At 63.5% G+C, this 24,763-nt stretch carries 27 protein-coding genes and 1 pseudogene; 19 read left to right on the top strand and 9 right to left on the bottom strand.

Translation table 11 applies throughout. From position 1 onward, the window contains the following. Positions 1–145 precede the first annotated feature (145 nt). The 15 genes from BN2154_RS03860 (at position 146) to BN2154_RS03790 (ending at position 13,147) form a co-directional block, all read left to right on the top strand. Positions 146–952: a ParB/RepB/Spo0J family partition protein gene (locus BN2154_RS03860; RefSeq protein ID WP_050617525.1), complete on the top strand. Its 807-nt coding sequence runs from the start codon at positions 146–148 to the stop codon at positions 950–952. Positions 953–1,099: 147 nt separating this feature from the next. Then, positions 1,100–1,876: a ParA family protein gene (locus BN2154_RS03855; RefSeq protein ID WP_050617524.1), complete on the top strand. Its 777-nt coding sequence runs from the start codon at positions 1,100–1,102 to the stop codon at positions 1,874–1,876. 35 nt (positions 1,877–1,911) lie between these two features. Next, positions 1,912–2,823: a ParB/RepB/Spo0J family partition protein gene (locus BN2154_RS03850; protein ID WP_050617523.1), complete on the top strand. Its 912-nt coding sequence runs from the start codon at positions 1,912–1,914 to the stop codon at positions 2,821–2,823. Beyond that, entirely contained in the window at positions 2,820–3,392 is a 573-nt protein-coding gene (locus tag BN2154_RS03845) for an MreC domain-containing protein (protein ID WP_050617522.1), read from the top strand. Before BN2154_RS03850 ends, BN2154_RS03845 begins: the two co-directional genes overlap by 4 nt. Before the next feature lie 44 nt (positions 3,393–3,436). Continuing rightward, the gene (gene serS, locus BN2154_RS03840) at positions 3,437–4,741 is read left to right on the top strand and encodes a serine--tRNA ligase (RefSeq protein WP_050617521.1); all 1,305 of its coding nucleotides are present in this window, start codon (positions 3,437–3,439) and stop codon (positions 4,739–4,741) included. Between the two features lie 54 nt (positions 4,742–4,795). Next, positions 4,796–5,212 carry a large-conductance mechanosensitive channel protein MscL gene (gene mscL / locus BN2154_RS03835; protein WP_050617520.1) on the top strand — a complete coding sequence of 139 codons (417 nt, stop codon included), beginning with the start codon at positions 4,796–4,798 and terminating at the stop codon, positions 5,210–5,212. After that, positions 5,205–5,561, top strand: coding sequence for a hypothetical protein (locus BN2154_RS03830; RefSeq protein WP_050617519.1), 357 nt, complete (start codon positions 5,205–5,207; stop codon positions 5,559–5,561). The genes mscL and BN2154_RS03830 overlap by 8 nt, the downstream gene beginning before the upstream one ends. Positions 5,562–5,565: 4 nt before the next feature. After that, a complete protein-coding gene (gene rsmG / locus BN2154_RS03825; RefSeq protein WP_050617518.1) occupies positions 5,566–6,276 on the top strand; it encodes a 16S rRNA (guanine(527)-N(7))-methyltransferase RsmG in 711 nt (236 codons plus the stop codon). 127 nt (positions 6,277–6,403) lie between these two features. Further along, a complete protein-coding gene (gene minD, locus BN2154_RS03820; protein WP_050617517.1) occupies positions 6,404–7,144 on the top strand; it encodes a septum site-determining protein MinD in 741 nt (246 codons plus the stop codon). 14 nt (positions 7,145–7,158) lie between these two features. Then, positions 7,159–7,575: a methylglyoxal synthase gene (locus BN2154_RS03815; protein ID WP_050617516.1), complete on the top strand. Its 417-nt coding sequence runs from the start codon at positions 7,159–7,161 to the stop codon at positions 7,573–7,575. Between the two features lie 2 nt (positions 7,576–7,577). After that, the gene (locus BN2154_RS03810) at positions 7,578–8,462 is read left to right on the top strand and encodes a hypothetical protein (RefSeq protein ID WP_050617515.1); all 885 of its coding nucleotides are present in this window, start codon (positions 7,578–7,580) and stop codon (positions 8,460–8,462) included. Positions 8,463–8,767: 305 nt separating this feature from the next. Beyond that, the gene (gene hisS / locus BN2154_RS03805; protein WP_050617514.1) at positions 8,768–10,117 is read left to right on the top strand and encodes a histidine--tRNA ligase; all 1,350 of its coding nucleotides are present in this window, start codon (positions 8,768–8,770) and stop codon (positions 10,115–10,117) included. Positions 10,118–10,240: 123 nt separating this feature from the next. After that, positions 10,241–12,016 carry an aspartate--tRNA ligase gene (gene aspS / locus BN2154_RS03800; RefSeq protein ID WP_050617513.1) on the top strand — a complete coding sequence of 592 codons (1,776 nt, stop codon included), beginning with the start codon at positions 10,241–10,243 and terminating at the stop codon, positions 12,014–12,016. Between the two features lie 358 nt (positions 12,017–12,374). Then, positions 12,375–12,737, top strand: a complete 363-nt coding sequence (locus BN2154_RS03795) for a DUF134 domain-containing protein (protein ID WP_050617512.1) — start codon at positions 12,375–12,377, stop codon at positions 12,735–12,737. Further along, positions 12,734–13,147 (top strand): NifB/NifX family molybdenum-iron cluster-binding protein, encoded by a 414-nt coding sequence (locus BN2154_RS03790; protein ID WP_050617511.1) that lies wholly within the window; start codon positions 12,734–12,736, stop codon positions 13,145–13,147. The genes BN2154_RS03795 and BN2154_RS03790 overlap by 4 nt, the downstream gene beginning before the upstream one ends. A 767-nt stretch (positions 13,148–13,914) precedes the next feature. Here the strand turns inward: BN2154_RS03790 and BN2154_RS16230 are convergent. The 9 genes and pseudogenes from BN2154_RS16230 to rpmH form a co-directional block, all read right to left on the bottom strand. Next, positions 13,915–14,733: pseudogene (locus BN2154_RS16230) on the bottom strand (PSP1 domain-containing protein); the annotation flags it as partial. Positions 14,734–14,737: 4 nt separating this feature from the next. Further along, positions 14,738–15,514 carry a hypothetical protein gene (locus BN2154_RS03780; protein ID WP_050617509.1) on the bottom strand — a complete coding sequence of 259 codons (777 nt, stop codon included), beginning with the start codon at positions 15,512–15,514 and terminating at the stop codon, positions 14,738–14,740. After that, the gene (locus BN2154_RS03775) at positions 15,501–15,824 is read right to left on the bottom strand and encodes a cyclic-di-AMP receptor (protein ID WP_050617508.1); all 324 of its coding nucleotides are present in this window, start codon (positions 15,822–15,824) and stop codon (positions 15,501–15,503) included. Before BN2154_RS03775 ends, BN2154_RS03780 begins: the two co-directional genes overlap by 14 nt. 14 nt (positions 15,825–15,838) lie before the next feature. Further along, positions 15,839–17,179 carry an aminotransferase class I/II-fold pyridoxal phosphate-dependent enzyme gene (locus BN2154_RS03770; RefSeq protein WP_050617507.1) on the bottom strand — a complete coding sequence of 447 codons (1,341 nt, stop codon included), beginning with the start codon at positions 17,177–17,179 and terminating at the stop codon, positions 15,839–15,841. A gap of 63 nt (positions 17,180–17,242) precedes the next feature. Then, entirely contained in the window at positions 17,243–18,037 is a 795-nt protein-coding gene (jag, locus tag BN2154_RS03765) for an RNA-binding cell elongation regulator Jag/EloR (protein ID WP_050617506.1), read from the bottom strand. Between the two features lie 28 nt (positions 18,038–18,065). After that, positions 18,066–19,502, bottom strand: coding sequence for a YidC/Oxa1 family membrane protein insertase (locus tag BN2154_RS03760; RefSeq protein ID WP_050617505.1), 1,437 nt, complete (start codon positions 19,500–19,502; stop codon positions 18,066–18,068). A 29-nt stretch (positions 19,503–19,531) separates the two neighbouring features. Further along, positions 19,532–19,750: a membrane protein insertion efficiency factor YidD gene (yidD, locus tag BN2154_RS03755; protein WP_050617504.1), complete on the bottom strand. Its 219-nt coding sequence runs from the start codon at positions 19,748–19,750 to the stop codon at positions 19,532–19,534. Continuing rightward, positions 19,747–20,100: a ribonuclease P protein component gene (gene rnpA / locus BN2154_RS03750; RefSeq protein ID WP_050617503.1), complete on the bottom strand. Its 354-nt coding sequence runs from the start codon at positions 20,098–20,100 to the stop codon at positions 19,747–19,749. Before rnpA ends, yidD begins: the two co-directional genes overlap by 4 nt. Positions 20,101–20,212: 112 nt before the next feature. Continuing rightward, entirely contained in the window at positions 20,213–20,347 is a 135-nt protein-coding gene (gene rpmH, locus BN2154_RS03745; protein ID WP_050617502.1) for a 50S ribosomal protein L34, read from the bottom strand. Positions 20,348–20,680: 333 nt separating this feature from the next. Here rpmH and dnaA point away from each other — a divergent pair, with 333 nt between their 5' ends. From dnaA to recF, 4 genes are all read left to right on the top strand, one after another. Beyond that, the gene (gene dnaA, locus BN2154_RS03740) at positions 20,681–22,000 is read left to right on the top strand and encodes a chromosomal replication initiator protein DnaA (protein ID WP_050617501.1); all 1,320 of its coding nucleotides are present in this window, start codon (positions 20,681–20,683) and stop codon (positions 21,998–22,000) included. 287 nt (positions 22,001–22,287) lie between these two features. After that, a complete protein-coding gene (dnaN, locus tag BN2154_RS03735) occupies positions 22,288–23,400 on the top strand; it encodes a DNA polymerase III subunit beta (RefSeq protein ID WP_050617500.1) in 1,113 nt (370 codons plus the stop codon). 45 nt (positions 23,401–23,445) lie between these two features. After that, the gene (locus BN2154_RS03730; protein WP_050617499.1) at positions 23,446–23,658 is read left to right on the top strand and encodes an RNA-binding S4 domain-containing protein; all 213 of its coding nucleotides are present in this window, start codon (positions 23,446–23,448) and stop codon (positions 23,656–23,658) included. Continuing rightward, complete coding sequence (gene recF / locus BN2154_RS03725) at positions 23,655–24,758, top strand: DNA replication/repair protein RecF (RefSeq protein WP_050617498.1); 1,104 nt, start codon at positions 23,655–23,657, stop codon at positions 24,756–24,758. The genes BN2154_RS03730 and recF overlap by 4 nt, the downstream gene beginning before the upstream one ends. The last annotated feature ends 5 nt before the right edge of the window (positions 24,759–24,763 follow it).

Raw genomic sequence — 24,763 nt, 5'->3', positions numbered from 1 at the left:
CCGGGCTCTTTTTTGCGGCCAGGCCCTGCGCTCTTCCCCGGGAAATGGTCTGTCCGCAAAAGATTTCCCACTCGACGCGGTTCGACTGCTTTTACAGGAATTTATGGTAAAATATGGGTATCCAACAAAAAGGGAGGCCGCCCACATGCCGCTTTTACGTCGAAAGGGCCTGTATGAGACGGGCCGTGTCATCTACCTTCACCCGGACGTTCTGCACCCCAATCCCAACCAGCCGCGGAAGCGCTTTTCCCCCGACGGCCTGGAGGAACTGGCGGCCAGCATCCGGGAGCACGGCGTCCTCCAACCTCTGACCGTCCGGAAGGTGGACGGGAGCTTTGAGCTGGTCTCCGGCGAGCGCCGTCTGCGGGCAGCCCGGATGGCCGGGCTCAGCGAGGTTCCCTGCATTGTCATCGACGTGGACGGCGTGTGCTCCTCTCTGCTGGCCCTGGTGGAGAACCTCCAGCGCCGGGACCTGGATTTTCTGGAGGAGGCCATGGCGCTGGACCGGCTGATCCACACCTATGACCTGTCCCAGGATGAGGCCGCCCGGCGCATCGGCAAATCCCAGTCGGCGGTGGCCAATAAGCTGCGGCTGCTGAAGCTCTCTCCCCGGCTGCTGGACCGGCTGCGCCAGAACGGGCTCACCGAGCGCCACGCCCGGGCCCTGCTGCGCCTGGAGACCGAGGAGCAGCAGTGGGAGGTGCTCGAGTACGTCATCGACCACCATCTGACCGTGGCCCAGACCGAGGCCTATATCGAGGCCCGGCTGACTCCCCCTCCCCCCCGGAAGAAAAAGCCCACCTTTATTCTTAAGGACGTGCGGCTCTTTCTCAACACCGTGACCAAGGGGCTGTCCATGATGAAGGATGCCGGGGTGAACGCGGAGTATGGCCGGCAGGAGACGGAGGACGCCATCCTGTTGACCATCAAGATTCCCAAGGCGGCCTCGTAACGGGCCGGGCAGACCGGGTATCAAAAGAGCGCCAATGTTTCACGTGAAACATTGGCGCTCTTTTTCGCTTTTCTCAGTTGAATAAAACCATATTACGCATTATAATGGTAGAAGTTCTGCAAATGATAGAAAGAGAGCGGGTGCCCTATGGCGAAAACCATTGCGATAGTCAACCAAAAAGGGGGCGTGGGAAAGACCACCACCTGTGTGAACCTGGCCGCGGCCCTGAAGCTGCTGGGGATCCGTGTGCTGGTCTGCGATTTCGACCCCCAGGCCAACACCACCTCCGGTCTGGGCGTGGACAAGACTGCCGCCTCCCCCTCCATCTACGACGTGCTCATCGACGGCGCCGACTGCCGCAAAGCGGTGGTCCCCACCCCCTGGGCCGACGTGATCCCCTCCAACAAGGCGCTGGCCGGCGCCACGGTGGAGATGATCGGCATGGACCGGCGGGAATACCTGCTGAAGCAGGCCCTGTCCTCCTTCCAGGAGGATTACGACTACATCTTTGTGGACTGCCCCCCCTCCCTGGAGCTGCTCACCCTCAACGCCCTGTGCGCGGCGGACACCATTCTGGTGCCCGTCCAGTGTGAGTATTACGCCCTGGAGGGCCTCAGCGACCTGCTGTCCACCATCCGGATCGTCAAGCGGTCCCTGAACCCCTCCATCGACCTGGAGGGTGTGGTCCTCACCATGTACGACGGCCGGACCAATCTATCCATGCAGGTGGCGGAGGAGGTCAAGCGCCACTTCCCCGGCAAGGTCTACGCCTCGGTCATCCCCCGGAATGTCCGGCTGTCCGAGGCCCCCAGCCACGGCAAGCCGGTAACGGCCTACGACAGCCTCTCCCGGGGCGCCGAGGCCTATCGGTCCCTGGCGGAGGAGCTGCTGGAGAAAAACCGCTGCCTTGCCGCCCGGCTATGACCCCGCATCCATTCTCACCAGAAAGGACTGATCACATGGCATCCGAACGCGGCCTGGGCAAGGGGCTTGGAAAGGGCCTGGGCGCTCTGCTGGGCGACGCCGCCTTGCAAAGCCAGGAGGGCGGCTCGGTCTCCCTCCCCATCGCCCAGGTGGAGCCCGGCCTCAAGCAGCCCCGGAAACGCTTTGACGAGGAATCCCTGGCCGATCTGGCCGATTCCATCCGGCTGCACGGCATCATCCAGCCCCTCACCGTCCGGCGGCTGGCCTCCGGTTATTATCAGATCATCGCCGGGGAGCGGCGCTGGCGGGCGGCCAAGCTGGCCGGGCTGGCCGAGGTCCCGGCGGTCATCATCGAGGCCGACGACCGCAAGGTCATGGAGCTGGGCCTCATCGAAAACCTCCAGCGGGAGGACCTGAACCCCATGGAGGAGGCCCAGGGCTACAGATCTCTGATGGAGGACTACGGCCTCACCCAGGAGGAGACCGCCCAGCGGGTAGGCAAATCCCGTCCCGCCGTGGCCAACGCCCTGCGCCTGCTGGCTCTGCCCGACGCGGTGTGCCAGCTCTTGGAGGAGGGCAAGCTCTCCGCCGGGCACGCCCGGGCCATTCTGGCCGCCCCGGCCGGGGAGCTGCAAAAGCGGCTGGCCCGCAAGGTGGTGGAGGAGGGCCTCTCCGTCCGGCAGACCGAGGCCCTGGCCAAACGGCTGTCCAGGGAGCAGCAGGAGCTGGACGAGTGCGGCGGCGAAAAGCCGGTGGACCCCATGAAGCTGTACCGGGACGCCGCCGCCAAGGAGCTGTCCACCCACTGGGGCCGCAAGGTCTCCATCACCATGGGTCCCAAGAAGGGCAGGCTGGAATTTGAATTTTACAACGACGAGGACCTGACCCTTCTGCTGGACCAGTTGGAAACGCGCCTCGCAAGCGGCAAAGGAGGGGGCGCGCGGTGAGCACGGGAAGCGACAAGGAAGAACAGGTCTCCCTCCAGCACGCGGCGGAACACGAAAAGCCCCACAAAAAGCTCTCGGTGATGACCTATCTGGTCATCCTGATCGCCGCCGCTTTTCTGTTACTGCTCCTGTCCTATTTTATGCAGCAGCGGGCCAATCAGGAGGCCATCGCCGACCTGCAGCAGACCTCCAACTCCGCCGTCCAGTCCCTGGACAACCTGATTGCGGAGCGGGATGGGCTGAAGCGGCAGAATGAGGAACTCCAAACACGCTTGGATGAGCTTCAGTCCGAATTGAACGACGCCGTCCGCGCCGCACAGGAAAACCAGGAGCAGCAGTCGACGGCAACCGAGGCCAACTTGGCCCTGATGCGGCTGAATCAGCTCCGGGCCCTCTATAACCAGGGGCGCTACCGGGAGGCCCGGGCCCTGCTGGAGGAATGGGGCGAGGCCGGGGCGGCCTCCACGGAGAAGGCGTTGGAAGGCATCCGCTCCGCCATGACCGAGGAGGAGCTGGAAATTTACGACCCTCTGGAGGCTTATCGCCAGCTTGTGGACTGGTTAGAATAATGTGAATGTTTCACGTGGAACAAAATAAGAAAGGTTGAACCAACATGCTCGACATTCGATTCATCCGGGAAAACCCCGAGGCGGTCAAAGAAAACATCAAAAAGAAGTTTCAGGAGGCAAAGCTTCCCCTGGTGGATCAGGTGATCGCTCTGGACCAGGAGAACCGGGACACCATTCAGGAGGCCCAGGCCCTGCGCACCGCCCGCAACGCCAAGTCCAAACAGGTGGGCATGCTGATGGGCCAGTCCAAGAAGGACCCTTCCAAGCTGGCGGAGGCCGAGGCGCTCAAGGCCGAGGTCAAGGCGGACGCCGACCGGCTGGCCTGGCTGGAGGGCCGGGAGGCCGAGCTGGCAGCGGAGATCCGCAAGATCCTGCTGGTCATCCCCCAGATCATCGACCCCACCGTGCCCATCGGGCCCGACGACTCCGCCAACGTGGAGGTGGAGCGCTTCGGTGAGCCCCTGGTGCCCGACTTTGAGGTCCCCTATCACACCGACATCATGGAGTCCTTCGACGGCATCGACATGGACGCCGCCGGGCGGGTGTCCGGCTCCGGCTTCTATTATCTGCTGGGCGACATCGCCCGCCTCCACGAGGCGGTGCTGGCCTACGGCCGGGACTTCATGATCGACAAGGGCTTTACCTACTGCATCCCCCCCTTCATGATCCACGGCAACGTGGTGGAGGGCGTCATGAGCCAGACCGACATGGACGGCATGATGTATAAGATTGAGGGCGAGGACCTCTACCTCATCGGCACCTCTGAGCACTCCATGATCGGCCGGTTCATCGACCAGATCATCCCCGAGGACAAGCTCCCCCAGACCCTCACCTCCTACTCCCCCTGCTTCCGCAAGGAAAAGGGCTCCCACGGCATTGAGGAGCGGGGCATCTACCGCATCCACCAGTTTGAAAAGCAGGAGATGATTGTGGTCTGCAAGCCGGAGGACTCCAGGGACTGGTACGAAAAGCTGTGGCGCTTCTCCGTGGAGCTCTTCCGCAACTTCGACATCCCCGTGCGGCAGTTGGAATGCTGCTCCGGCGATCTGGCCGACCTGAAGGTCAAGTCCTGCGACATCGAGGCCTGGTCCCCCCGCCAGCAGAAGTACTTTGAGGTCTGCTCCTGCTCCAACCTGGGCGACGCCCAGGCCAGGCGGCTGAAGATCCGCTACCGCGGCGAGGACGGCAAGACCTATCTGGCCCACACCCTCAACAACACCTGCGTGGCCCCTCCCCGGATGCTCATCGCCCTGCTGGAAAACAACCTCCAGGCCGACGGCAGCGTCAAGATCCCCAAGGTGCTCCAGCCCTATATGGGCGGCAAAGAGGTCCTGATCCCCCGAAAGTAAGCAGCCCCGGTCGAAACCGCCCATCCAAATCACATTAGAAAGAAGGCAGATTTTATGGCAGAGAAAAAAAGCGGATTTGTCGCAGAATTCAAACAGTTTATCGCCCGCGGCAATGTAATGGATATGGCGGTCGGCGTCATCGTCGGCGGCGCCTTCAAGGCCATTGCCGACTCCCTCACCGCCGACATCATCATGCCCATCATCGGCATCTTTGTCCGTGAAAACTCCTTTGCAGACCTCAGCGTCACCGTGGGCTCCGCGGTGATTACATATGGCAATTTTATCCAGGCCATTCTGAACTTCCTCATTATGGCTTTTGTGGTATTCTGCCTAATCAAGGGCATCAACTCCTTCCACCGCAAGAAGGAGGAGGCCCTGGCCGAGCCCCCTGCGCCGCCCGAGCCCTCCCATGAGGAAGCCCTGCTGATGGAGATCCGCGACCTGCTGAAGGAGAACGACAAGCATGTCTGATGCCCCCCGCTTCGACCCCGGCTCCCCCGAACAGGAACCCCGGCCGCCGGTGGTCTACGCCACCCCGGTCAAGCGGGCCTGGGCCTGGGTGGGCATCGCCTATATGGTGATCTTCACCCTCACCTTCACCTACTATCTGGCCACCGCCCGCATCCTGAACGGCATCGGCCCCGTCCTGCTGGTCCCCGCCCTGCTGGGCCTGGTCGCCACCGCCGTGCTCCGCTTCCGCCAGGGCCAGGGCAAGGGCGGCCTGCCCGCCTGCATCCTCATCACCGCGGCCTGCATTCTGCTGGCCCTGTGCAACCTGGCCGCCGGGCTCTACCGGCTGGCCGCAAACTTCGGAGGCTGAAACCATGAAAGAGCTCCTCGCCCAGGGCCTGGCCCGGCTGGGCCTCACCCCGCCCCCCGCTGCGGCCGAACAGATGGAGACCTACGCCGGGCTGCTGCTGGAACAAAACAAGGTCATGAACCTCACCGCCATCACCGACCCCGAGCAGGTGGCCCGGCTCCACTTTCTGGACTCCGCCGCCCTGCTGGGCTGCGCCGGAGACCTGTCCGGCAGGACCCTGATCGACGTGGGCACCGGGGCGGGCTTTCCCGGCATGGCCCTCAAGCTGCTCTGCCCAGAGCTCAAGCTCACACTGCTGGACAGTCTGGCCAAGCGGCTGGACTGGTTGGCCGCGGTCTGTTCCCGCCTGGGCCTGGAGGACGTGGAGATCGTCCACGCCCGGGCCGAGGAGCAGGGGCTGAAGCCCGGCTTCCGGGACCACTTCGACTTTGCCACCGCCCGGGCGGTGGCCGACCTGCGGGTGCTGTGCGAGCTGTGCCTCCCCTTCGTGCGGGTGGGCGGCCGGTTCCTGGCCATGAAGGCCGCCGACAGCCAGGAAGAGCTGGACGCCGCCCGAACAGCCATCCAGACTCTGGGCGGACGGCGGCTGGAGGACTACACCTACACCATCCCCGGCACCGACGTCATCCGGCGGGTGGCCGTCATCGAAAAGACGGCCCCCACCCCAAAACCCTACCCCAGGCGCTGGGCCAAGATTCAAAAGGCCCCACTTTAGCAGACCTCCTGCCAGCATTGGTCGTGCCAATTTTACCCCTTTCAGAACTTTTTTCTGTTTTCCACAAAAATGGTTTACAATCATTGTTCTATAATGCTATAATGTTACATTGGACAGGGGGAACCGTATGGGTACCGTAATTGTAATCACGTCGGGCAAGGGCGGCACTGGAAAGACCTCCCTTACCGGCGGCGCAGCCTCCTGTCTGGCCGCGCTGGGCCGGCGGGTGCTGTGCATCGACCTGGACATCGGCCTGCGGAATTTGGATATCTCCCTGGGTATGACCGACCGGGCCCTGATGGATTTTACCGACGTGCTGTCCGGCCGGTGCTCGCTGGAGCGGGCCGCCGTCCCCCATCCCGTCATCCAGGGGCTGCACCTGCTGACCGCCCCCCTCTCCCCTCCCCGGGAGGGACTGCCGGAGGCGGCCATGCGGACGCTGCTGGACCAGGCCCGGTCCCAGTTTGATTACATCCTCATCGACTCCCCCGCCGGGCTCGGCTCCGGCTTCCGGCTGGCGGTCTGCGGGGCCGACCGGGCTGTGGTGGTCTCCACCAACGATTCCTCCGCCCTCCGGGACGCCCAGCGCACGGTGGCCGAGCTGGGCAAGCGCCTGGACACCATCCACCTGGTGATGAACCGCATCCAGCCCAAGCTGATGCGCCGCCTGCGCACCACCATCGACGACGCCATGGACGAGGCGGGGCTCCCCCTGCTGGGCGTCATCCCCGAAGATCCCCAGGTCATCCTGGCCGCCAATACCTCCAAGCCGCTGATCCTGTTCTCCCGCAAAGGCGCGGCCATTGCCTATCTGAATATCGCAAAGCGCATCATGGGGGAGCGGGTCCCTCTGATGAAAATCCGCTGAGAAGGGGTTTTGAGATGAATATCGCACTGATGAGTCACGACCGAAAAAAGGAGCTGATGGTGCAGTTCTGCATCGCCTACTGCGGCATCCTCTCCAAGCACACCGTCTGCGCCACCAACACCACGGGCAAGCTGGTGGCCGAGGCCACCGGACTGCCGGTGTACCTCTTCCTCTCCCACGAACACGGCGGCAGCCAGCAGATCGGGGCCCGGATCGCCTACAACGAGATCGACATGGTCCTCTTCTTCTCCGATCCCCAATCCAATGACCTGGACGCCGACCTGAAATATATCACCAATCTGTGCGACCAGTACAACATCCCCTTCGCCACCAACGTGGCCACCGCCGAGATGCTGATCCACGGTCTGGAGCGGGGCGACCTGGACTGGCGCGACATCGTCTCCCCCAAGACGACCCCCTTCAAGGTCTGACCGTGGATAAGCGCAAGGCCCATACCCTCTGCGCCGCCGTTGCCCTGCTGGTGTTTGCCGCTCTGCTGGCGATGGACGTATGGCTGGTGATCCAGGTGCGCGGGCTCCGGGAACAGCTTGAACTGCGCAGCACCGAGACCGACAACCGCATCGCCTTCTTCCGGGACCACGTGGACAACCAGCACAGCCTCCTGCTGGAGCGGCTGGAGCAGCAGGGCAGCCTCTTCTCCAGCCAGAGCGCCGCGCTGGATTACGTGGGCGGGACCGTCACCCTGACGGTGACGGTGGTCCCCAGGGAGCTCCGACAGGACGAGACCCTGCTGCTGACGGTGGACGGGGCCCGGACGGCGGACTTCCGCCCCGACGAGACCGGCACCCGCTGGATCGCATCGGCCGAACTGCCCCTGCAGGAGAGCTATACCCCCGTGGTCAGCTTTCTCTCCGACAGCGGGCGGCGCATCCAGACCCTGGACCCCCTCTCCACCGACGAGCTGCTGAGTGTGGAGACCGCCTCCTGCTGGGGCGGGGACCTCTACAACCTGCCCGACCGCTCCCAATTCTATCTGGGGCTGGATCTGGACCCGAAACAGGTGGAGTCCCTGGAGGTGGTCCTCCGGGAGAGCGGCAGCAACGCGGAGCTGGCCCGGTTCCCCATGACGGCTGCGGCCGATTTCCCCACCGAGCACTTTGGGGAAAGCTATACCTTCTACGCCGCCGACCTGGGCGACTGGCGGGACCGGGAGGGGCACTATGAGGTGTGGGCCGAGCTCACCACCTCCGGCGGACTGCTGCTCACCGGGCCCAACAGCGTGGGCGGCTTTTCCCAGTCCGGAAACACCGCCGGCACCAGCAGCGGCATGGAAACCCTACGCCCCGCCTGGGATTGATGGTTGACTTTTCTGCCAAAGTAATATAATATGCTGTGCAGCAACACCGCGAAGACGGAGCATGAGTACCCCGCAACACCCCCGGACAGAGAACGGCGCCTTTGGCTGAGAGCGCTGAACGGCAAGGAGCGGGCGAAAGACGGCCCCAGCAGCGGGCCCGGAGACGGGCGCGGTCCCCTTCCCGCAACAGAAGGCGCAAGGGCGGAGCTTCTCCGCTGAAATTGGGTGGCACCACGAAGTATCTTTGGATGCTCTCGTCCCATATACGGGATGAGAGCATTTTTTTGCTTGAAAGGAGAACGAAAATGGCCAAACTCAAACCCCGCACCCTCTCCGGCTTCATGGAATTACTGCCGGAAAAGCAGGTGTTCTTCGACCGGATGGTAGCCGAGCTGCGGCGTACCTACTCCCTCTACGGCTTCACCCCCCTGGACACCCCCCTCATCGAGGCCAGCGAGGTGCTGCTGGCCAAGGGCGGCGGTGAGACCGAGAAGCAGATCTACCGCTTCACCAAGGGGGACACCGACCTGTCCCTCCGCTTCGACCTGACCGTCCCCCTGGCCAAGTACGTGGCCCTGCACCAGAACGAACTCTCCTTCCCCTTCCGCCGCTTCCAGATCGGCAAGGTCTACCGGGGAGAGCGGGCCCAGCGAGGCCGGTTCCGGGAGTTCTATCAGGCCGATATCGACATCATCGGGGACGGCTCCCTGGACATTGCCAACGAGGCCGAGATACCCTCCATCATCTACCGCACCTTTACCGCCCTGGGCCTGCGCCGGTTCAAGATCCGCGTCAACAACCGCAAGGTGCTCAACGGCCTGTTCGCCCTGCTGGGGCTGGAGGAAAAGGCCGGGGACGTCATGCGGACGGTGGACAAGCTGGAGAAGATCGGCCCGGACAAGGTCAAGGCCATCCTGGTGGACGACTTCGGCGTGGAGGCCCCGACGGCCGACAAGCTGCTGGACCTGCTGCGCACCGACGACCCCATGGGGGCCCTGGAGGCCTACCGGGGACACAACGAGCTGCTGGACACCGGCATCGACGAGTTGTCCACCGTGGTCCGGTATATGGCCGCCTTCGGCGTGCCCCAGGACCACTTCATGGTGGACCTGACCATCGCCCGGGGCCTGGATTACTACACCGGCACCGTCTACGAGACCGTCATGCTGGACCACCCGGAGATCGGTTCCATCTGCTCCGGCGGCAGATATGATAACTTAGCGGAATATTACACCGATAAACAACTCCCCGGCGTGGGTATTTCCATCGGCTTGACCCGCCTGTTCTTCGTGCTGGAGGATCAGGGGTACCTGAACCAGGAGGTGCTCACCGCCCCCGCCGACGTGCTGGTCCTCCCCATGACCGAGGACCTGGGCCCCGCCGTCTCTCTGGCCACGGCCCTGCGGGAACAGGGGATACGCGTCCAGCTCTACACCGAGAACAAGAAGTTTAAGGCCAAAATGAACTACGCCGACAAGCTCAAGGTTCCCTTCGTGGCCTTCCTGGGGGAGGACGAGGTGAAAAACGGCGTGGTCTCCCTCAAGGACATGGCCTCCGGCGTCCAGGAATCGGTGGCCCTGACCGCAGCCCCCGGCTGGCTGGTCGAGAAGGTGGCCGGGCTGGGCGTGGGGACCCCCATCCGGGACCGGGAATAAGCCCTCTTCCTCTCCGCCCTGTGGAGAACGAAACCCGCATGACGCGCAGTCTTCCAACGAAAGACCCTCTTATGATACAGTTTGTACTTTTCACATTATATATTACAATTTGGAGTTGATTTTATGATGCAATCCCGCACCCATACCTGCAACGAGCTCCGCATGGAGCACGTGGGACAGCAGGTGAAGATCGTCGGCTGGATGGAAAACATCCGGGAGGTGGGAGGAAACCTGGCCTTCGTCATCCTCCGGGACTTCTACGGCACCACCCAGGTGGTGATCGAGACCGAGGATATGATGAAGCGGGTCAAATCCGTCAACAAGGAGTCCACCCTCTCGGTGGAGGGCGTGGTACGGGAGCGGGATTCCAAGAATCCCAAGCTCCCCACCGGCGACATCGAGGTGGTCCCCTCCCAGATCGAGGTCTTGGGCCGCTGCCGCTACAACGAGCTCCCCTTCCCCATCAACCGCAGCCGGGAGGCCGACGAGGCCGCCCGCCTCAAGTACCGCTACCTGGACCTGCGCAACCCTGAGGTCAAGGCCAACATCATCCTGCGCTGCCAGGTGGTGGCCGCCCTGCGTCAGGCCATGACCGAGCACGGCTTTTTGGAGATCACCACCCCCATCCTCACCGCCTCCTCCCCCGAGGGGGCCCGGGACTACCTGGTGCCCGCCCGGAACCATCCCGGCAAGTTCTACGCCCTGCCCCAGGCCCCCCAGCAGTTCAAGCAGCTTCTGATGGCCTCCGGCTTCGACCGCTACTTCCAGATCGCCCCCTGCTTCCGGGACGAGGACGCCCGGGCCGACCGCTCCCCCGGCGAGTTTTACCAGCTCGATATGGAGATGGCCTTTGCCTCCCAGGAGGACGTGTTCGCCGTGCTGGAGGACGTGTTGCCCCCCATCTTCGCCAAATACGGCAAGTACGGCGTCGCCTCCTCCGCCCCCTTCCGGCGGATCCCCTTTTCCGAGGCCATGGAGACCTACGGCTCCGACAAGCCCGACCTACGCATCGACCTGACCGCCGTGGACGCCACCGCGCTGCTGGGCGGCTGCGGCTTCGGGCCTTTTGAGGGCAATGTGGTCAAGGCCGTGCCCGTCACCGACTTTACCGCCACCCGGAAGCAGATCGACAAGCTCTGCGCCGACGTGGAGGTCCAGACCGGCAACAAGTGCTACTGGTTCCGGCTGGACGAAAAGGGGGAGATCGTAGGCGGAATCGCCAAGTTTGTCCAGCCCATCCGGGACCAGGTGATCTCCACTCTGGGCCTGAAGCCCAATACCTTCGTGGGCCTCACCGCCGGGAAAACGCTGGCCGCCCAAAAGACTGCCGGCGCCCTCATCAAGCTGCTGCCCACCCTGGCCCCCCACCACATGGACCAGGCCCGCTACGAGTTCTGCTGGATTACTGACTTCCCCATGTACGAGATCGGCGAGGAGTCCGGCCAGTTGGAGTTCTGCCACAATCCCTTCTCCATGCCCAAGGGCCAACTGGAGGTGCTGCTCCGGGCAGAGCGGGGCGAGATCGATCCCCTCACCATCACCGCCGACCAGTACGACCTGGTATGCAACGGCGTGGAGCTCTCCTCCGGCGCGGTGCGGAACCACGACCCGGAGATCATGATCAAGGCCTTTGAGCTGGTCCGCCTGGGCGAGGACGACGTGAAGGCCAAGTTCCCCGCCATGTACAACGCCTTCTGCTACGGCGCGCCCCCCCACGCCGGCATCGCTCCCGGCGTGGACCGGATGGTCATGCTGCTGGCCGGCGAGGACTCCATCCGGGAGATCATCCCCTTCCCCATGAACAAGAACGCCCAGGATCTGATGATGGGCGCGCCCTCCGAAGTCAGCCAAAAGCAGCTCGACGAGCTGCATATTGCGCTGGTCAGGCCGGAGGAGTAAGCCCCTTCACAAGCAGGAGCCTGCCTCTGCTTTGGGCTGACCGGGGCCCCGCAAAGCGGGGCGGCGCGAAACGCGCCGTACAAGCGTTTTGTGAAGCAAAACCTTGGTGCGGGGGCAATTGACTTGCCTCCGCACCAAAAAAATTGGGGTCCCCGCAAAATTTTGATTTTGCGGGGCCAGCCAAAAGCAGCTCGACGAGCTGCATATTGCGCTGGTCAGGCCGGAGGAAATCTGATCACGGCTCGGCGGACTTTTGCGTTGTCCGCCGAGTCTTTTTTCTTTATTCTTGACATATGCCGATAAATAGTGTATCCTCTGTTTATCGGCATATGTCAGAAACTAGAGAGGAGGTCCGCAGATGCCCAGGCCCTGCAAGAGAAGACGGGTATGTGCCCTACCGGAACGGCCCAACTTCGGTCCCGTGGGCGCAGGCCCCGTCCGACAAAGCGTACCCATGACGGTGGACGAATTTGAGACCATCCGGCTCATTGATCTCGAGGGGCTGACCCAGGAGGCCTGCGCCGGTCAGATGGAGGTGTCCCGGGCCACGGTCCAGGCCATCTACGGCAGCGCCCGGCACAAGCTGGCCCAGGCGCTGGTCCAGGGCCGGGAGCTGGTCATCGGCGGAGGGGACTTTGTCCTCTGCACCGGCGAGGGCCAGGGCTGTGGCTGCGGACACTGTCACAAAAAGCGCGGGCATCACAAGGAGGATCAGCCATGAAAATCGCAGTTACCTACAACAACGGACAAATCTTTCAGCACTTCGGCCACACCGAGACCTTCAAGGTCTATCAGGTGGAGGACGGCAAGGTGGCCTCCAGCGCGATACTGGACAGCAGCGGCAGCGGCCACGGGGCTTTGGCCAGCCTGCTCCGGAGCCAGGGCGTGGACGCCCTCATCTGCGGCGGCATTGGCGGGGGAGCCAAAACCGCCCTGGCCCAGGCCGGAGTCACCCTCTACGGCGGGGTATCGGGCAGCGCCGACCAGGCCGTGGCCGACCTGCTGGCGGGCAAGCTCACCTTCAACCCCGACGTGATGTGCAGCCACCACGGGGAGCATCATGGCCATGACTGCGGAGAGCACCACGGCGGACACCACGACCACCACTGCGGCGGACACTGCGGAAGCTGAGGCGGCGGCCCGCAGGAGGGTAAAAAAGGCCCTCGGCCCTACCTGGTAGGGCCGGGGGCCTCAACTTGTCGAAAAAGGCCTTTGGCCTTTTTCGACAGGGGGATGCATGACAGACAGGGCTCGATTCTTGCAGAAAAGTCGCCCTGTCCGTCATGAGAGGTGTCATTTCCGACGCGCATGTCGCCGGAAATGACGGAGCTTCCTTTCTTTCCGCCGTCTGCGGACGACGGAACTCTGCGAGGCTTTTCTCCAGGAGGTTTTTTCGACAGCCGGGGGCCTTTTTGTGTCTAGTCACCCGTGGGGGCCGCAGGGGGCTTCGGGCCCCCTCCGCTCCGATGGCGGCGGCGGCGAGGGCGGCTGGAGGGTCTTTTCTCCTCCCCCTCTTTTCCCGGCTGCGGCTGGGGCTTGTCGCCCTGCTCGTCCTGGGGCCCCTTCGGAGGCCGCGGCTTATTCGGCCGGGGCGGCTGCTCCTGGCTCCTGGGCTGGCCCGCCTGGGGCTGGGCCGGGGCCTGCGCGCCTCCCTCCCCCGCCGGCTTGCGGCGGCGGCGGGACCGGCTGTGGCCCTTTCCCTCCCCCTGCTTCTCCGGCCGGGGCGGCTCTCCATGGTCCGGCTCCGCCGGGGCATCGGAGGCGCTGAACACCGCCTCCAGCGCCGCGGCCAGAGAGGACCGTTCCGCCGCCGCCCAAGGCTTGGCTTCCTCCTCCGGGTCCACATAGCGCAGCTTGGCCAGCTCCTCCGGCGGCGGGGCCACATAGCCCTCCGGCCGCTTGCCCTTGCCGCTGCGGACCACACAGACCTCGCAGTTGCGATAGCACTTGGGGGGCTCCTGGCTGTCCTCCAGACGCACCTTTACCTGCTCCCGGAGCAGATTCACCCCGCTCACCGTCCCTACGCCGTCCGGCGTCTCCACAAAGGACTCCTGCTTGGGACAGCGCTTCACCGCGTCCTCATAGGCCTCCTGCTCATACTTCAGGCAGCACATCAGCCGCCCGCAGGTGCCGGAGATCTTGGTGGGGTTCAAGGACAGGTTCTGGGTCTTGGCCATCTTGATGGACACCGGCTGGAACTCGTCCAAAAACGTGGCGCAGCAGAAGGGCTTGCCGCAGATGCCCAGGCCGCCCAGCATCTTGGCCTCGTCCCGGACACCGATCTGCCGCAGCTCGATGCGGGTGTGGAACACCGAGGCCAGATCCTTCACCAGGGCCCGGAAATCCACCCGGCCCTCGGCGGTGAAGAAGAACAGGATCTTATTGCCCTCGAAGTTGTATTCCACCTCCACCAGCTTCATCTCCAGCTTGTGCTCGGCGATCTTCTCCTGGCAGATGCGAAAGGCCCGCTCCTCCTTCTCCCGGTTGCGCTGGAGGGTCTTCTTGTCCTCCTCGGTGGCCAGCCGAATCATGGGGCGCAGAGGCTGCACCACGGCGGAATCCTCCACCAGGGTGTTCTCCTTGACGCACTCGCCGTACTCCACGCCCCGGGCCGTCTCGATGATGACCCCCTGGCCGGGCTCCACCCGGACGCCCCGGGGGTCAAAATAATACTGCTTGCCGCCGCTCTTAAAGCGGACGCCGATAATCTCTGTCATGGGGTTACCTCGTTTTGTTTGGATTCCCGGGCATACTGCCCGCGCACAGCCAGCCCGCGATATGGCCCGGGCCCACGTTGAAGTCCAGGGCGGAGCGCAGGGCCTTTACATGCTCCGTCAGCGCCAGCGCCCGCTTGCGGTCCGGGCTGGTCAGCAGCCCCTCCCGTAGGCGCTCCACCGTCTGATCCAGCAGGGCGGCCAGGCCCTCCCGGTCCAGCTTCTCCAGGCCCACGCAGTATTCCATCCGCTCCAGCTCGCCGCCGGTGAGCAGCAGTCCCGCCAGCGTGCGGGATTGCTCCACCAGGGCCGGGTCAGGCGCCTCCCCCGCCAGCCGGTCCAGCCGCAGCGTCTCGCATCGGGAGCGCACTGTGGGCAGCAGGTCCCCGTCGCTCTCCGCCAGCAGCAGGAAGGCCGCGTAAGGCGGGCCGTCCTCCAGCAGCTTGAGCATGGCGTTCTGGGCGCTGGCGTTCATGCTGCCCGCATTCTCGATCTGATAGACCTTCCGCGGCGCCTCGTTGGGCAAAATATAGGCGTCCGACCGCAGGGCCCGGACGGCGGCCACGTTCACGTCCTTCCCGTCCTCCCCCACCCGCACAATGTCCGGGTGGATGCCCGCCGCCGCCTTCCGGCAGCCCGAGCAGACGCCGCAGGGGGGATTCTCCCCCGTACACACATAGGACATGGCCAGCCGGTCCGCCGCCGCCCGCCGCGCGGCTCCCGCCGGCCCACTGAGAATATAGGCGTGGGACAGGCGGGAGGCAGCCGGCTCAGGCCCGTTCAAAGCGCTCAATGTCCACCACAAAGATGGTGGCCCCGCCCACCGTGACCTCCACCGGCATACTGGGGTAATAGCCGTAGCTCATCTCGGTGGTGGTGGGAATCATCTGCTTGCGGCTGTGGGAGTGCTCTTTGATGATATCAATCACGGTCTGCACCTTCTCCTCGTCCACACCGATGAGGATGGTCACGTTGCCCGCCATCAAAAAACCGCCGGTGGTGGCCAGCTTGGTGGAGGAGAAGCCCTTCTTCGTCAGCGCATGGGTGACGGCGTTGGCATCGTCATAGTTAATGATCGCAAGGACCAGTTTCATGGTTGTCCCTCCCATTACAAGGCGCACGGCGAAGTGATTACGCCTATCGTATTATCGGTATTATATCCTATTTCCGTCAAATAGGAAAGGTGTTTTTTTTCGATACGCTCCCCGGGGGCGATGACCGGCACGCCGGGGGGATAGGGGGCCACCTGCACCCCGCAGACCTCCCCCTCCGTCTGCCGCAGAGGGAGGTACCGCCGGGGCGCGAACAGGGCCTGCCGGGGGCGGACCACCAGCGGCGGAATACCGGGCAGGCCGGGACAGGAGCGGGTGGGGACGGGGGGCAGAGACAACCCCTCCAGCGCCGCGCGCAGCCGGGCAAACTCCGCCGCCCCATCGGCACAGGTGGCGATGAACACCACATGGCCGACGTCGGCCATCTCTGGATAGACACCCTGCCCCTCCAGCGCACCCTTCACACCAAATCCGTCGCGGACGCTCAGCACCAGACGGCAGGGGTCCAGCGCCAGGTCAGGCCGGGGCCGGAGGGCCGGGAGCTCCGCCCGCAGAGCCGCTACCTCCTCCGCCACAGTCCCATACGCCGCCGCGCCCCCATCCTCCAGCGCAGCCCGGCACAGGTCCAGAGCCGCCATCATGGGATAGGAAGGACTGGAGGAGCCGTAGATGGAGCCCGCCCGGCGCAGGTCATCCAGGCTATAGGTCCCGGAGGAGAACAGCAGAGCCGTCTGGCCCGGGGCCGGGAGGGTCTTATGGGCCGAGCAGACCACCAGGTCGGCCCCCCCATAGGCCTCCAGCCCCAGGAAGGGCAGATGGGCTCCGTGAGCCCCATCCACCACCAGCGTTCCACCGTGGGCATGGACGACCTGGGCAATGGCGAAAATATCCGACAACACCCCGTAATAGGTCGGTGATGTAATACAAACTGTTTTTATATCCGGGTGATTTTTCAGCTCATTGTCCACAAGCTGTGGAGAAATCGGTCCGGTCACTCCCTCCTCGGTCAGCCAAGGGCGGGGCAGGTACACCGGCTGCAGGTCCAGCAGGGCCATAGAGTGATAGACCGAGCGGTGACAGCCCCGGTCCACCAGCACGCCGCCCCCCACGGAGCAGGCCAGCGTCAGGGCGGTGTGCAGGCCCTGGGTGGAGCCGCCGGTGAGAAACAGACAGGCCGACATCCCGAAGGCCGCCGCCCAGAGCTTCTCCGCCGCCTCGATGGGGCCGCCGGGGGAGAACAGGTCTCCCGTTGGGGGCAGCTCGGTGAAGTCCAGCTCCGACAGGCGGGACAATTCCGGCGCGGGCAGGGGCTTTCCATGGTGGCCGGGCATATGGAAGCGGAGGGGACCGGTATCGGCAAAGGCGCGCAGCGCGTCATAGAGCGGGGTATGGGACATCCGAAAGACCTCCTGTGTAAAAAAGCGGCGGGACGCAATCGTCCCGCCGCTCTTCCTCTGGATTTAATTTCTGTGCTCTCCCCGGGAGTAGGCCACCACCGTACGGCGATTGGGCTCGGCGCCGGTGGAGTAGGTGGTCACGTCGGGGTAATCCTGCAGAGCGGTGTGGATGACATGGCGCTCGTAGGCGTTCATGGGCTCCAGCGTGACGTTCCGGCGGTATTTGACCACCTTGCCCGCCACCTTCCGGGCCAGCCGCTGCAGGGATTCCTCCCGCTTGGCCCGGTAGTTCTCCGCATCCACATGGATGCGCACCCGCCGGCTCTGCCCCTTGTTCACCGCATAGCTGGTGAGCTGCTGAATGGCGTCCAGAGTCTCTCCCCGGCGGCCGATGAGGGCGCCCAGGCCCTCGCCCAACAGTTCTACCTTGTAGTTACCCTCCTCGGTGACCAGAATCCTGGGCTCGGCCTTTACCTCCATGCGCTCCAGCAGGCCGGTGAGGAATTCACGGATCTGAGCGGCCCTCTCGTCATCCCCGGCGGGGGGAGCGGCCACAGGCGCGGCCGCGGGAACCTCCGCTTTCGGGGTGGCGGGGGCGGGCTGGGCCGCCGCAGGCGCCTTTTTCGGCGCGGCCTCCTTCCTGGCGGGCTGTGCCGCAGGCGCGGGGGCGGGCGCCTCGTCCGCCGCTTCGTACGTCACCTTGATCTTGGCGGGAGTGCTGCCGATGCCCAAAAAGCCCGACTTGGCCCGCTCCAAAATTTCCACAGAGACCTCATCCCGGTCCAGGCCCAGCTCCCGCAGGGCCTTCTGGATGGCCTCCTCTTCATTCTTCCCGGTGGTTTCGATCCATTTCATCATTTGGTATCTTCTCCTTACTGGGACAGACTTACTGTTTGGTCTCGCCGTCCTGCTCCGGATCGGCGGTCATGTCCTTGACTTCCTGGTCCAGCGCCTTCCAGGGGTCGTCCACATCCACGGTGGACTCCTCCGGCACGGCAGGGGTCTGCTCCGGCTGTTCGGCGGCCCGCTCCTCCAGGAGCTCCTCTACGACGGCCTCGTCGGCCTGGCACTCCAGGGCCTCCTCAGCCAGCTTTTGGGACGCCTCGGGCTCCTCCTGCTTCTTTTTGCCGAAAAAGCGGCGCTTCTTCTCCAGCGCCTCCTCCACGGCGGCCTCGTCCACCGGCTCGCCGGGGTCGCGGTAGGCCGTGGGACCCTCGGGACGGTAGCGGTAGGGATCGTAGGCCCGGCCCCGGGCATAAGCGCGCACGCCCACGCCGCTGACCGAGATCACCGACGCGTCGGACTTCTTTTTCTCCACGGGGAGCTTCTTCTTACCCTTGTTGGCTTTGGCGTCGGCCAGAGCCTGGGCCTTGCGCTCGGCCGCCTCCCGGCGGCGGCGCTTTTCCTCCTCCTTCTCCAGCCGCTCCTGCTCCTCGCGGGCGGCGGCGGCGGCCTCGTAGTCCTTCTTCAGCATCTTGCCCGCCACAAACTCCTGGAGCATGGACAGCAGGTTGTTGGCCACCCAGTACACACCCAGGCAGCCCGGCATCATAAAACCGATCCACAGGGACATCAAGGGGGACATGATCAGCATGCTCTTGCTGGTGGAATTCTGCTGCGCCGACTGGTTGTTCACCGAGTTGGTCTTCATGGAGATCAGAGAGAACACAAAGCCGGTGACAGCCGAGATGATGGGGATGAGGAACAGGCCGATGCTGTTCCAGTTGATGCCGTTGGCCCAGAACTTCAAGGTGGGGATGTCGGCCAGGTTCAGACCCAGGAACTGGAAGTTCAGGGCCTGGAGCTGATCGGCAAACTCCGCCACGGCGGGGTTGGAGACGATCTCCTGGAAATTCTTGGCCAGCACGTCGGCCCCCTGAAGCTGCTGGTAGGCGGCGTTGCCCGCCGAGGTCATGTAGGAGCCCAGCACCTCCATCAGGGTCCCGATCTGGGTGGGGTTCAGGCCCATGGCATATTTCATGGGCTGACGGATGATGGCATACAGGGGGAACAGAATGAACAGCGGGACCATCGTCCACAGGCAGCCGCTCATAGGGTTGACGTTTTCCCGTTCGTAGAGCTTCTGCACCTCCAGATTCTGCCGCTCCCGGTCGTTGGCATACTTCTTCTGGATGGCCTGGATCTTGCCGTTGAGCATGTTCATCTGGATCATGCCCCGCTTGCCCTTCAGAGAGAAGGGGAAGAGGATCAGCTTGACGATCAGGGCGAAGACGATCAGGGCCGCGCCGTAGTTGCCGAAGACGTTGTAAAACAGCGTCAGCAGCCAGGTAAAGGGCGTGAGTACGTAGTACCAGATATCCATTGACTGGCCTCCATTTTTTGTAGTAGCGCTTAGGGTACAGGGTCGTATTCGATGGACTTCTGCCGGTGAAAGGGCTGACACTTCAGGATACGCCGGAGAGCCAGCCAGCCGCCCTTGCACGCGCCGTATTTTTCCACCGCCTCCAAAGCGTAGGCCGAGCAGGTGGGAATAAAACGGCAGCAGGGCGGCCGCCCAGGTGACACATACCTGCGGTAAAATCGGATCAGGCTCAGAAGCACGCGCTTCACGAGGCCTCCTCCTCCCTGCGGAGCAAGCCCAGATTGTCCATCAGCTTGAGAAAGGAGTCCTCCAGCTTGGCATAGGGGGTAAAGACCGCACGAACCCGCGCCACCAACACGATGTCATAGCCGGATCTGATCCGGCCCTCGTTGGTGCGGTAGATCTCCCGGATACGGCGGCGCACCTTGTTGCGCACCACGGCCTTTCCCACCTTTTTGCCCACGGTGAGGCCCAGACGGTTTCCGCCGGTCCGGTTTTTCCGGCAGTAGACCGCCAGACAGGGCGAGGCCGCGCTCTTCCCCTTGGCGTAAAGACGCCGGAAGGCATAGTTTTCTTTCAGGCTGCTTGTGAATTTCAACCCGGCTTCTCCCCCGTCGCGCCCATAAAGCAAATGCTGCGTATGCACTGCAGGGGCGGTGGGAATGCTCCCCCGCCCCTTCATGAGCCTTATTTCGATTCCAGCCGCACGATCAGTAGGTCAGACGGGCGCGGCCCTTGGCGCGGCGGCGGGCCAGAACCTTTCTGCCGTTGGCAGTCGCCATCCGCTTGCGGAAGCCGTGCTCCTTGCTGCGCTGGAGCTTCTTGGGCTGATAGGTACGCTTCATGCTGTACACCTCCCATGCAAGGTATCGACGGGTCGTGCCCGTCCACCACAACGGCCGGTTTCCGGCCGCGGTCGTCAAAGGATACGCCCCCATCTTACAGGACGCGATTGTTATTATACTTCATGTTTTTATCCACTGTCAACCACATTTTTGTCCCTTTTCGCCGGGAAGTTTTCCGCCTTCCTGCCCCTACACCATATCTTGTGGTCTTTCGCGGGACGGACACAAAAATCCTATTTATTTTATAATGTATCCGCCCGTTTTTATTGCGTTCTCGTCCTTTTTTTGATATACTAAGTTGATACGAAATACGCTAGAATGGGAGGTCCTGCGATGAATTCCCCCGCAGACATCTGGGCACGTGTGCTCTCCCTGATGGAGGCGGATATGACCGCCACCACCATCCACACCTGGTTTGACGACACCGAAGCGGTCGCTCTGGAGGAGGACCGCTTTGTGCTCTATACCCCCTCCGACTTTAAAAAGGACATCATCGCCGCCCGCTATCTGGGCGCGGTGAAAAAGGCCCTGCACGAGCTGTTCTCCGCCGAATTCGACGTGCTGGTGCTGGGCCCCGGCGAAATGGAGCAGCGCAGGGCCCGTCAGAAAAAAGACGACAATTTCCTGCCCGGCACCGAGGAATATACCTTCGAGCGCTTTGTGGTGGGCTCTTCCAACAAGTTTGCCCACGCCGCCGCCCGGGCCGTGGCCGACCACCCCGCCCAGAACTACAACCCCCTGTTCATCTACGGAGAATCCGGGTTGGGCAAGACCCACCTGCTCTACGCCATCGCCCACACCATCCACAACAATCACCCCGATTACCGCATCGTTTACATCAAGGGCGACGCCTTCACCAACGAGCTCATCCAGGCCATCCGGGAGGGACGCAACCAGGAATTCCGGGAAAAGTTCCGGGCCGCCGACGTGTTCCTCATGGACGACGTACAGTTCATCGCCGGAAAGGATTCCACCATGGAGGAGATGTTCCATACCTTCAACACCCTCTATGAGACCAAAAAGCAGATCGTCTTTACCGCCGACCGACCCCCAAAGGAGATGCTCAAGCTGGAGGACCGGCTCAAGACCCGGTTCGAGTGGGGACTCATCGCCGACATCCAGCCGCCCGACTATGAGACCCGGATGGCCATTATCAAAAACAAGGCCATCCGCATGGGGGTGGAGCTGCCCGAGCCGGTGCTCCAGTATATCGCGGAGAACATCACCGCAAACGTGCGGCAGATCGAGGGCACCGTGAATAAAATCATGGCCCTGCGGGACCTGGAGGGCAGCGACATCGACGCCGCCACCGTCACCCGGGCCGTCCGGGACATGTTCAAGGACCCCACGGACATTCTGCCCACCTCCGACGTCATCATCGACGAGGTCTGCAAATATTACAGCATCGAAAACGACGTGCTCCGGGGACAGGGCCGGACCAAAGACACCGCCCTGGCCCGTCAGATCGCCATGTTCCTCATCCGGGAGATGACCAACATGTCCCTGAAGGAGATCGGCCGCGAGTTCGACAACCGGGACCACACCACCGTCCTCCACTCCACCGACCGCATCGAAAAGCTGAAAAAATCCAACCCCGACATCGCCGAGGTCATCAAGGACATCCGGGCCAACATCAACGCCCGGTATGAATGAGTTCCGTCGTTTTTTTGGTTGACATAATATTATAGCCCGTTTCGACTCCTTTCCACCGATTTTGTGGAAATGTGGAAAGGGGTCTGTGGATAAGCCTGGCCGATCTTTCCCCGCTGTGGAAGAGCGTAAAAAAACTTCCACACCCCCTGTGGGCGGAAAAGGGTTAGGGCCCCAACGGGTGGAGACGGTTATCCACAAAAATTTGCCCTACGGCATACTGTTTCTACAAATATCCTGTCCTCTCCTCCAAAAGCGGAGACGGCAGAGAGAAAGGAAGGAACCTGTCCATGAAGTTTTCCTGCGAAAAAGCTCTTCTGCAGTCCGCCATCGGCACCGCCGCCCGGGCTGTCTCCCCCAAAAGCTCCATTCCCGCTCTGGAGGGCATCCTCCTGGAGGCCGGAAACGACCTGCGCCTGACCGGCTACAACCTGGAGACCGGAATCCGCACCACCGTCCCCGCCCAGATCGAACAGGGCGGCAGTCTGGTCCTCTCCGCCCGGCTGTTCGGCGAGATCATCCGAAAACTGCCCGACGACGTGGTGGTCTTTTCTGCCGACGGCTATATGGTCCACATCTCCTGCGGCATGAGCCACTTCAATATCCTGGCCACCGACCCGGAGGACTTCCCCGAGCTGCCCAGTGTGGAGGATAAAAACGGCTTCACCATCAAACAAAGCGCCCTGGGCTCCATGATCCGCCAGACCCTCTTCGCCGTCAGCGACAACGAGTCCCGACCCATCCACACCGGCTCCCTCTTTGAGGTGGACTCTACCGGCGTCACTGTGGTGTCAGTAGACGGCTACCGGCTGGCCCTGCGCCATGAGTCCATTGAGGAGAGCGGCGGATTGCCCTCCTACTCCTTTGTGGTGCCCGGCGCTGCCCTCAACGAGGTGGAGAAGATCTGCTCCGACGTGGACGACCCCGCCACCGTCACCCAAGGCGAGCGGCACGTGCTGTTCCGCATCGGAGACACCATGCTGGTGTCCCGCCGGCTGGAGGGCGAGTTTTTGGCCTACCGCAACGCCATCCCCCGCAACAACGCCATCCAGGTGGTAGGCGAGACCCGCAAGCTGCTCGCCTCCATCGACCGGGTCTCCCTCATCATCAGTGACAAGCTCAAATCCCCCCTGCGCTGCGTCTTCGGCGACAACGTGCTGAGTATCACCACCAAGACCGGCATCGGTGACGCCGCCGATCAGTGCCCCATCGAGGGGGACGGCGGCGGACTGGAGATCGGCTTCAACAACCGCTATCTGATGGACGCCCTCAAGGCCGCACCCGCCGAAAAGGTGCGGCTGGAGCTCACCTCCGGCGTGGCCCCCTGCGTCATCCTGCCCGCCGAGGGGGAGGAGAATTTTCTCTATATGGTGCTGCCGGTGCGGCTGAAGGCATCCGAATAGCGAATGGAACCGCGGCAATACCGGCTATAACAGTAAGGAGCGAGTATGCAGAAACAAGACGTGAAAATCACCACCGCGTTCATCAAGCTGGACGCCCTGCTCAAATTCGCCGGGGTGGCCGGCACCGGCGGAGAGGCCAAGGAGGCCGTCCAGGCCGGCGCGGTATCGGTCAACGGGGAGGTGTGCACCATGCGGGGGAAAAAAATTCGCCCCGGCGACGTGGTCACCCTGTCCGGCGTGCAGATCAGCGTGCAATGATCGTCCGACGGCTGGAGCTGGACTTCTACCGCAACTACCCCCATCTGGAGGCAGACTTCTCCCCCGTCACCAACGTCATCTACGGAGAGAACGCCCAGGGCAAGACCAATCTGCTGGAGGCGCTGGCCTATCTATCCACCGCCTCCTCCCACCGGGCCCGGTACGACCGGGAGCTCATCCAGTTCGGCGTGGACTCGGCCTTCATCAAGGGGGAGCTCTTTTCCCGGGAAAGGGACTTCACTTTGGAGGCCCGGCTGTCCCGGACGGGCCGGAAACACCTGTTCTCCAACGGGGTGCGGCTGAAAAACGCCGGGGAGCTGTCCGGCATTCTGAATACTGTGCTGTTCTGCCCCGAGGACCTCTCCCTCATCCGGGAGGGGGCCGCCGCAAGGCGGCGCTTCCTCAACGAGTGCATCTGCCAGCTCCGGCCCCGTTACGCCGCCGCCCTGGCCGAGTACAACCGGCTCCACGAGCACAAGACCCGCATCCTCCGGGACTGGCCGGAGAAGCCCTCCCTGCTGGATACCCTGGACGAGTTCTCCCTGCGCATGGCCCAGACTGGCGCCATCCTCATCCACTACCGGGCCCATTTCGTCAAGCGGCTGCGGGAGACGGCTCCCGCCATCCACGCCGATTTCTCCGGCGGGCGGGAGCGGCTGGGGCTGACGTATGAGACCGTCAAGACGGTGACCGACCCGGAGGCCAGCCCCCGGGACATCCTGCCCCGGCTCCTGGAGCACCAGGAGGCCCACCGGCAGGCCGAGCTGGAGGCCCGCTCCTGCCTCACCGGGCCCCACAAGGACGACCTGAACGTGGAGCTGGACGGACGGAGCGCCAAGAGCTTCGCCTCTCAGGGGCAGACCCGCACCGCCGCCCTCTCCCTCAAGCTGGCCGCCCGGGAGATCTTTTTCCACGACACCGGGGAGTGGCCGGTGCTGCTGCTGGACGACGTGCTCTCCGAGCTCGACGCCCGCCGGCAGGAGTTCGTCCTCAACCGCATCCAGGGCGGCCAGGTCTTCATCACCTGCTGCGAGGACGACAAGCTGGAGGGATTGCGGGAGGGAAAGACCTTTCACATCCGGGCCGGCGCGCTGATTTAGCCGCC

Source organism: Intestinimonas massiliensis (ex Afouda et al. 2020) (assembly GCF_001244995.1).
Classification (GTDB): Bacteria; Bacillota; Clostridia; order Oscillospirales; family Oscillospiraceae; genus Intestinimonas; species Intestinimonas massiliensis.
Note: the sequence above shows the minus strand (reverse complement) of the source record. Positions and strands in the feature narration are given on the sequence as shown.

Bases quoted from the DNA above. Each gene is read 5' to 3' on its own strand.
- BN2154_RS03860 (WP_050617525.1), top strand. From the start codon at position 146: ATGCCGCTTTTACGTCGAAAGGGCCTGTATGAGACGGGCCGTGTCATC.
- BN2154_RS03855 (WP_050617524.1), top strand. From the start codon at position 1,100: ATGGCGAAAACCATTGCGATAGTCAACCAAAAAGGGGGCGTGGGAAAG.
- BN2154_RS03850 (WP_050617523.1), top strand. From the start codon at position 1,912: ATGGCATCCGAACGCGGCCTGGGCAAGGGGCTTGGAAAGGGCCTGGGC.
- serS (WP_050617521.1), top strand. From the start codon at position 3,437: ATGCTCGACATTCGATTCATCCGGGAAAACCCCGAGGCGGTCAAAGAA.
- mscL (WP_050617520.1), top strand. From the start codon at position 4,796: ATGGCAGAGAAAAAAAGCGGATTTGTCGCAGAATTCAAACAGTTTATC.
- BN2154_RS03830 (WP_050617519.1), top strand. From the start codon at position 5,205: ATGTCTGATGCCCCCCGCTTCGACCCCGGCTCCCCCGAACAGGAACCC.
- rsmG (WP_050617518.1), top strand. From the start codon at position 5,566: ATGAAAGAGCTCCTCGCCCAGGGCCTGGCCCGGCTGGGCCTCACCCCG.
- minD (WP_050617517.1), top strand. From the start codon at position 6,404: ATGGGTACCGTAATTGTAATCACGTCGGGCAAGGGCGGCACTGGAAAG.
- BN2154_RS03815 (WP_050617516.1), top strand. From the start codon at position 7,159: ATGAATATCGCACTGATGAGTCACGACCGAAAAAAGGAGCTGATGGTG.
- hisS (WP_050617514.1), top strand. From the start codon at position 8,768: ATGGCCAAACTCAAACCCCGCACCCTCTCCGGCTTCATGGAATTACTG.
- aspS (WP_050617513.1), top strand. From the start codon at position 10,241: ATGATGCAATCCCGCACCCATACCTGCAACGAGCTCCGCATGGAGCAC.
- BN2154_RS03795 (WP_050617512.1), top strand. From the start codon at position 12,375: ATGCCCAGGCCCTGCAAGAGAAGACGGGTATGTGCCCTACCGGAACGG.
- BN2154_RS03790 (WP_050617511.1), top strand. From the start codon at position 12,734: ATGAAAATCGCAGTTACCTACAACAACGGACAAATCTTTCAGCACTTC.
- BN2154_RS03775 (WP_050617508.1), bottom strand. From the start codon at position 15,824: ATGAAACTGGTCCTTGCGATCATTAACTATGACGATGCCAACGCCGTC.
- BN2154_RS03770 (WP_050617507.1), bottom strand. From the start codon at position 17,179: ATGTCCCATACCCCGCTCTATGACGCGCTGCGCGCCTTTGCCGATACC.
- jag (WP_050617506.1), bottom strand. From the start codon at position 18,037: ATGATGAAATGGATCGAAACCACCGGGAAGAATGAAGAGGAGGCCATC.
- BN2154_RS03760 (WP_050617505.1), bottom strand. From the start codon at position 19,502: ATGGATATCTGGTACTACGTACTCACGCCCTTTACCTGGCTGCTGACG.
- rpmH (WP_050617502.1), bottom strand. From the start codon at position 20,347: ATGAAGCGTACCTATCAGCCCAAGAAGCTCCAGCGCAGCAAGGAGCAC.
- dnaA (WP_050617501.1), top strand. From the start codon at position 20,681: ATGAATTCCCCCGCAGACATCTGGGCACGTGTGCTCTCCCTGATGGAG.
- dnaN (WP_050617500.1), top strand. From the start codon at position 22,288: ATGAAGTTTTCCTGCGAAAAAGCTCTTCTGCAGTCCGCCATCGGCACC.
- BN2154_RS03730 (WP_050617499.1), top strand. From the start codon at position 23,446: ATGCAGAAACAAGACGTGAAAATCACCACCGCGTTCATCAAGCTGGAC.
- recF (WP_050617498.1), top strand. From the start codon at position 23,655: ATGATCGTCCGACGGCTGGAGCTGGACTTCTACCGCAACTACCCCCAT.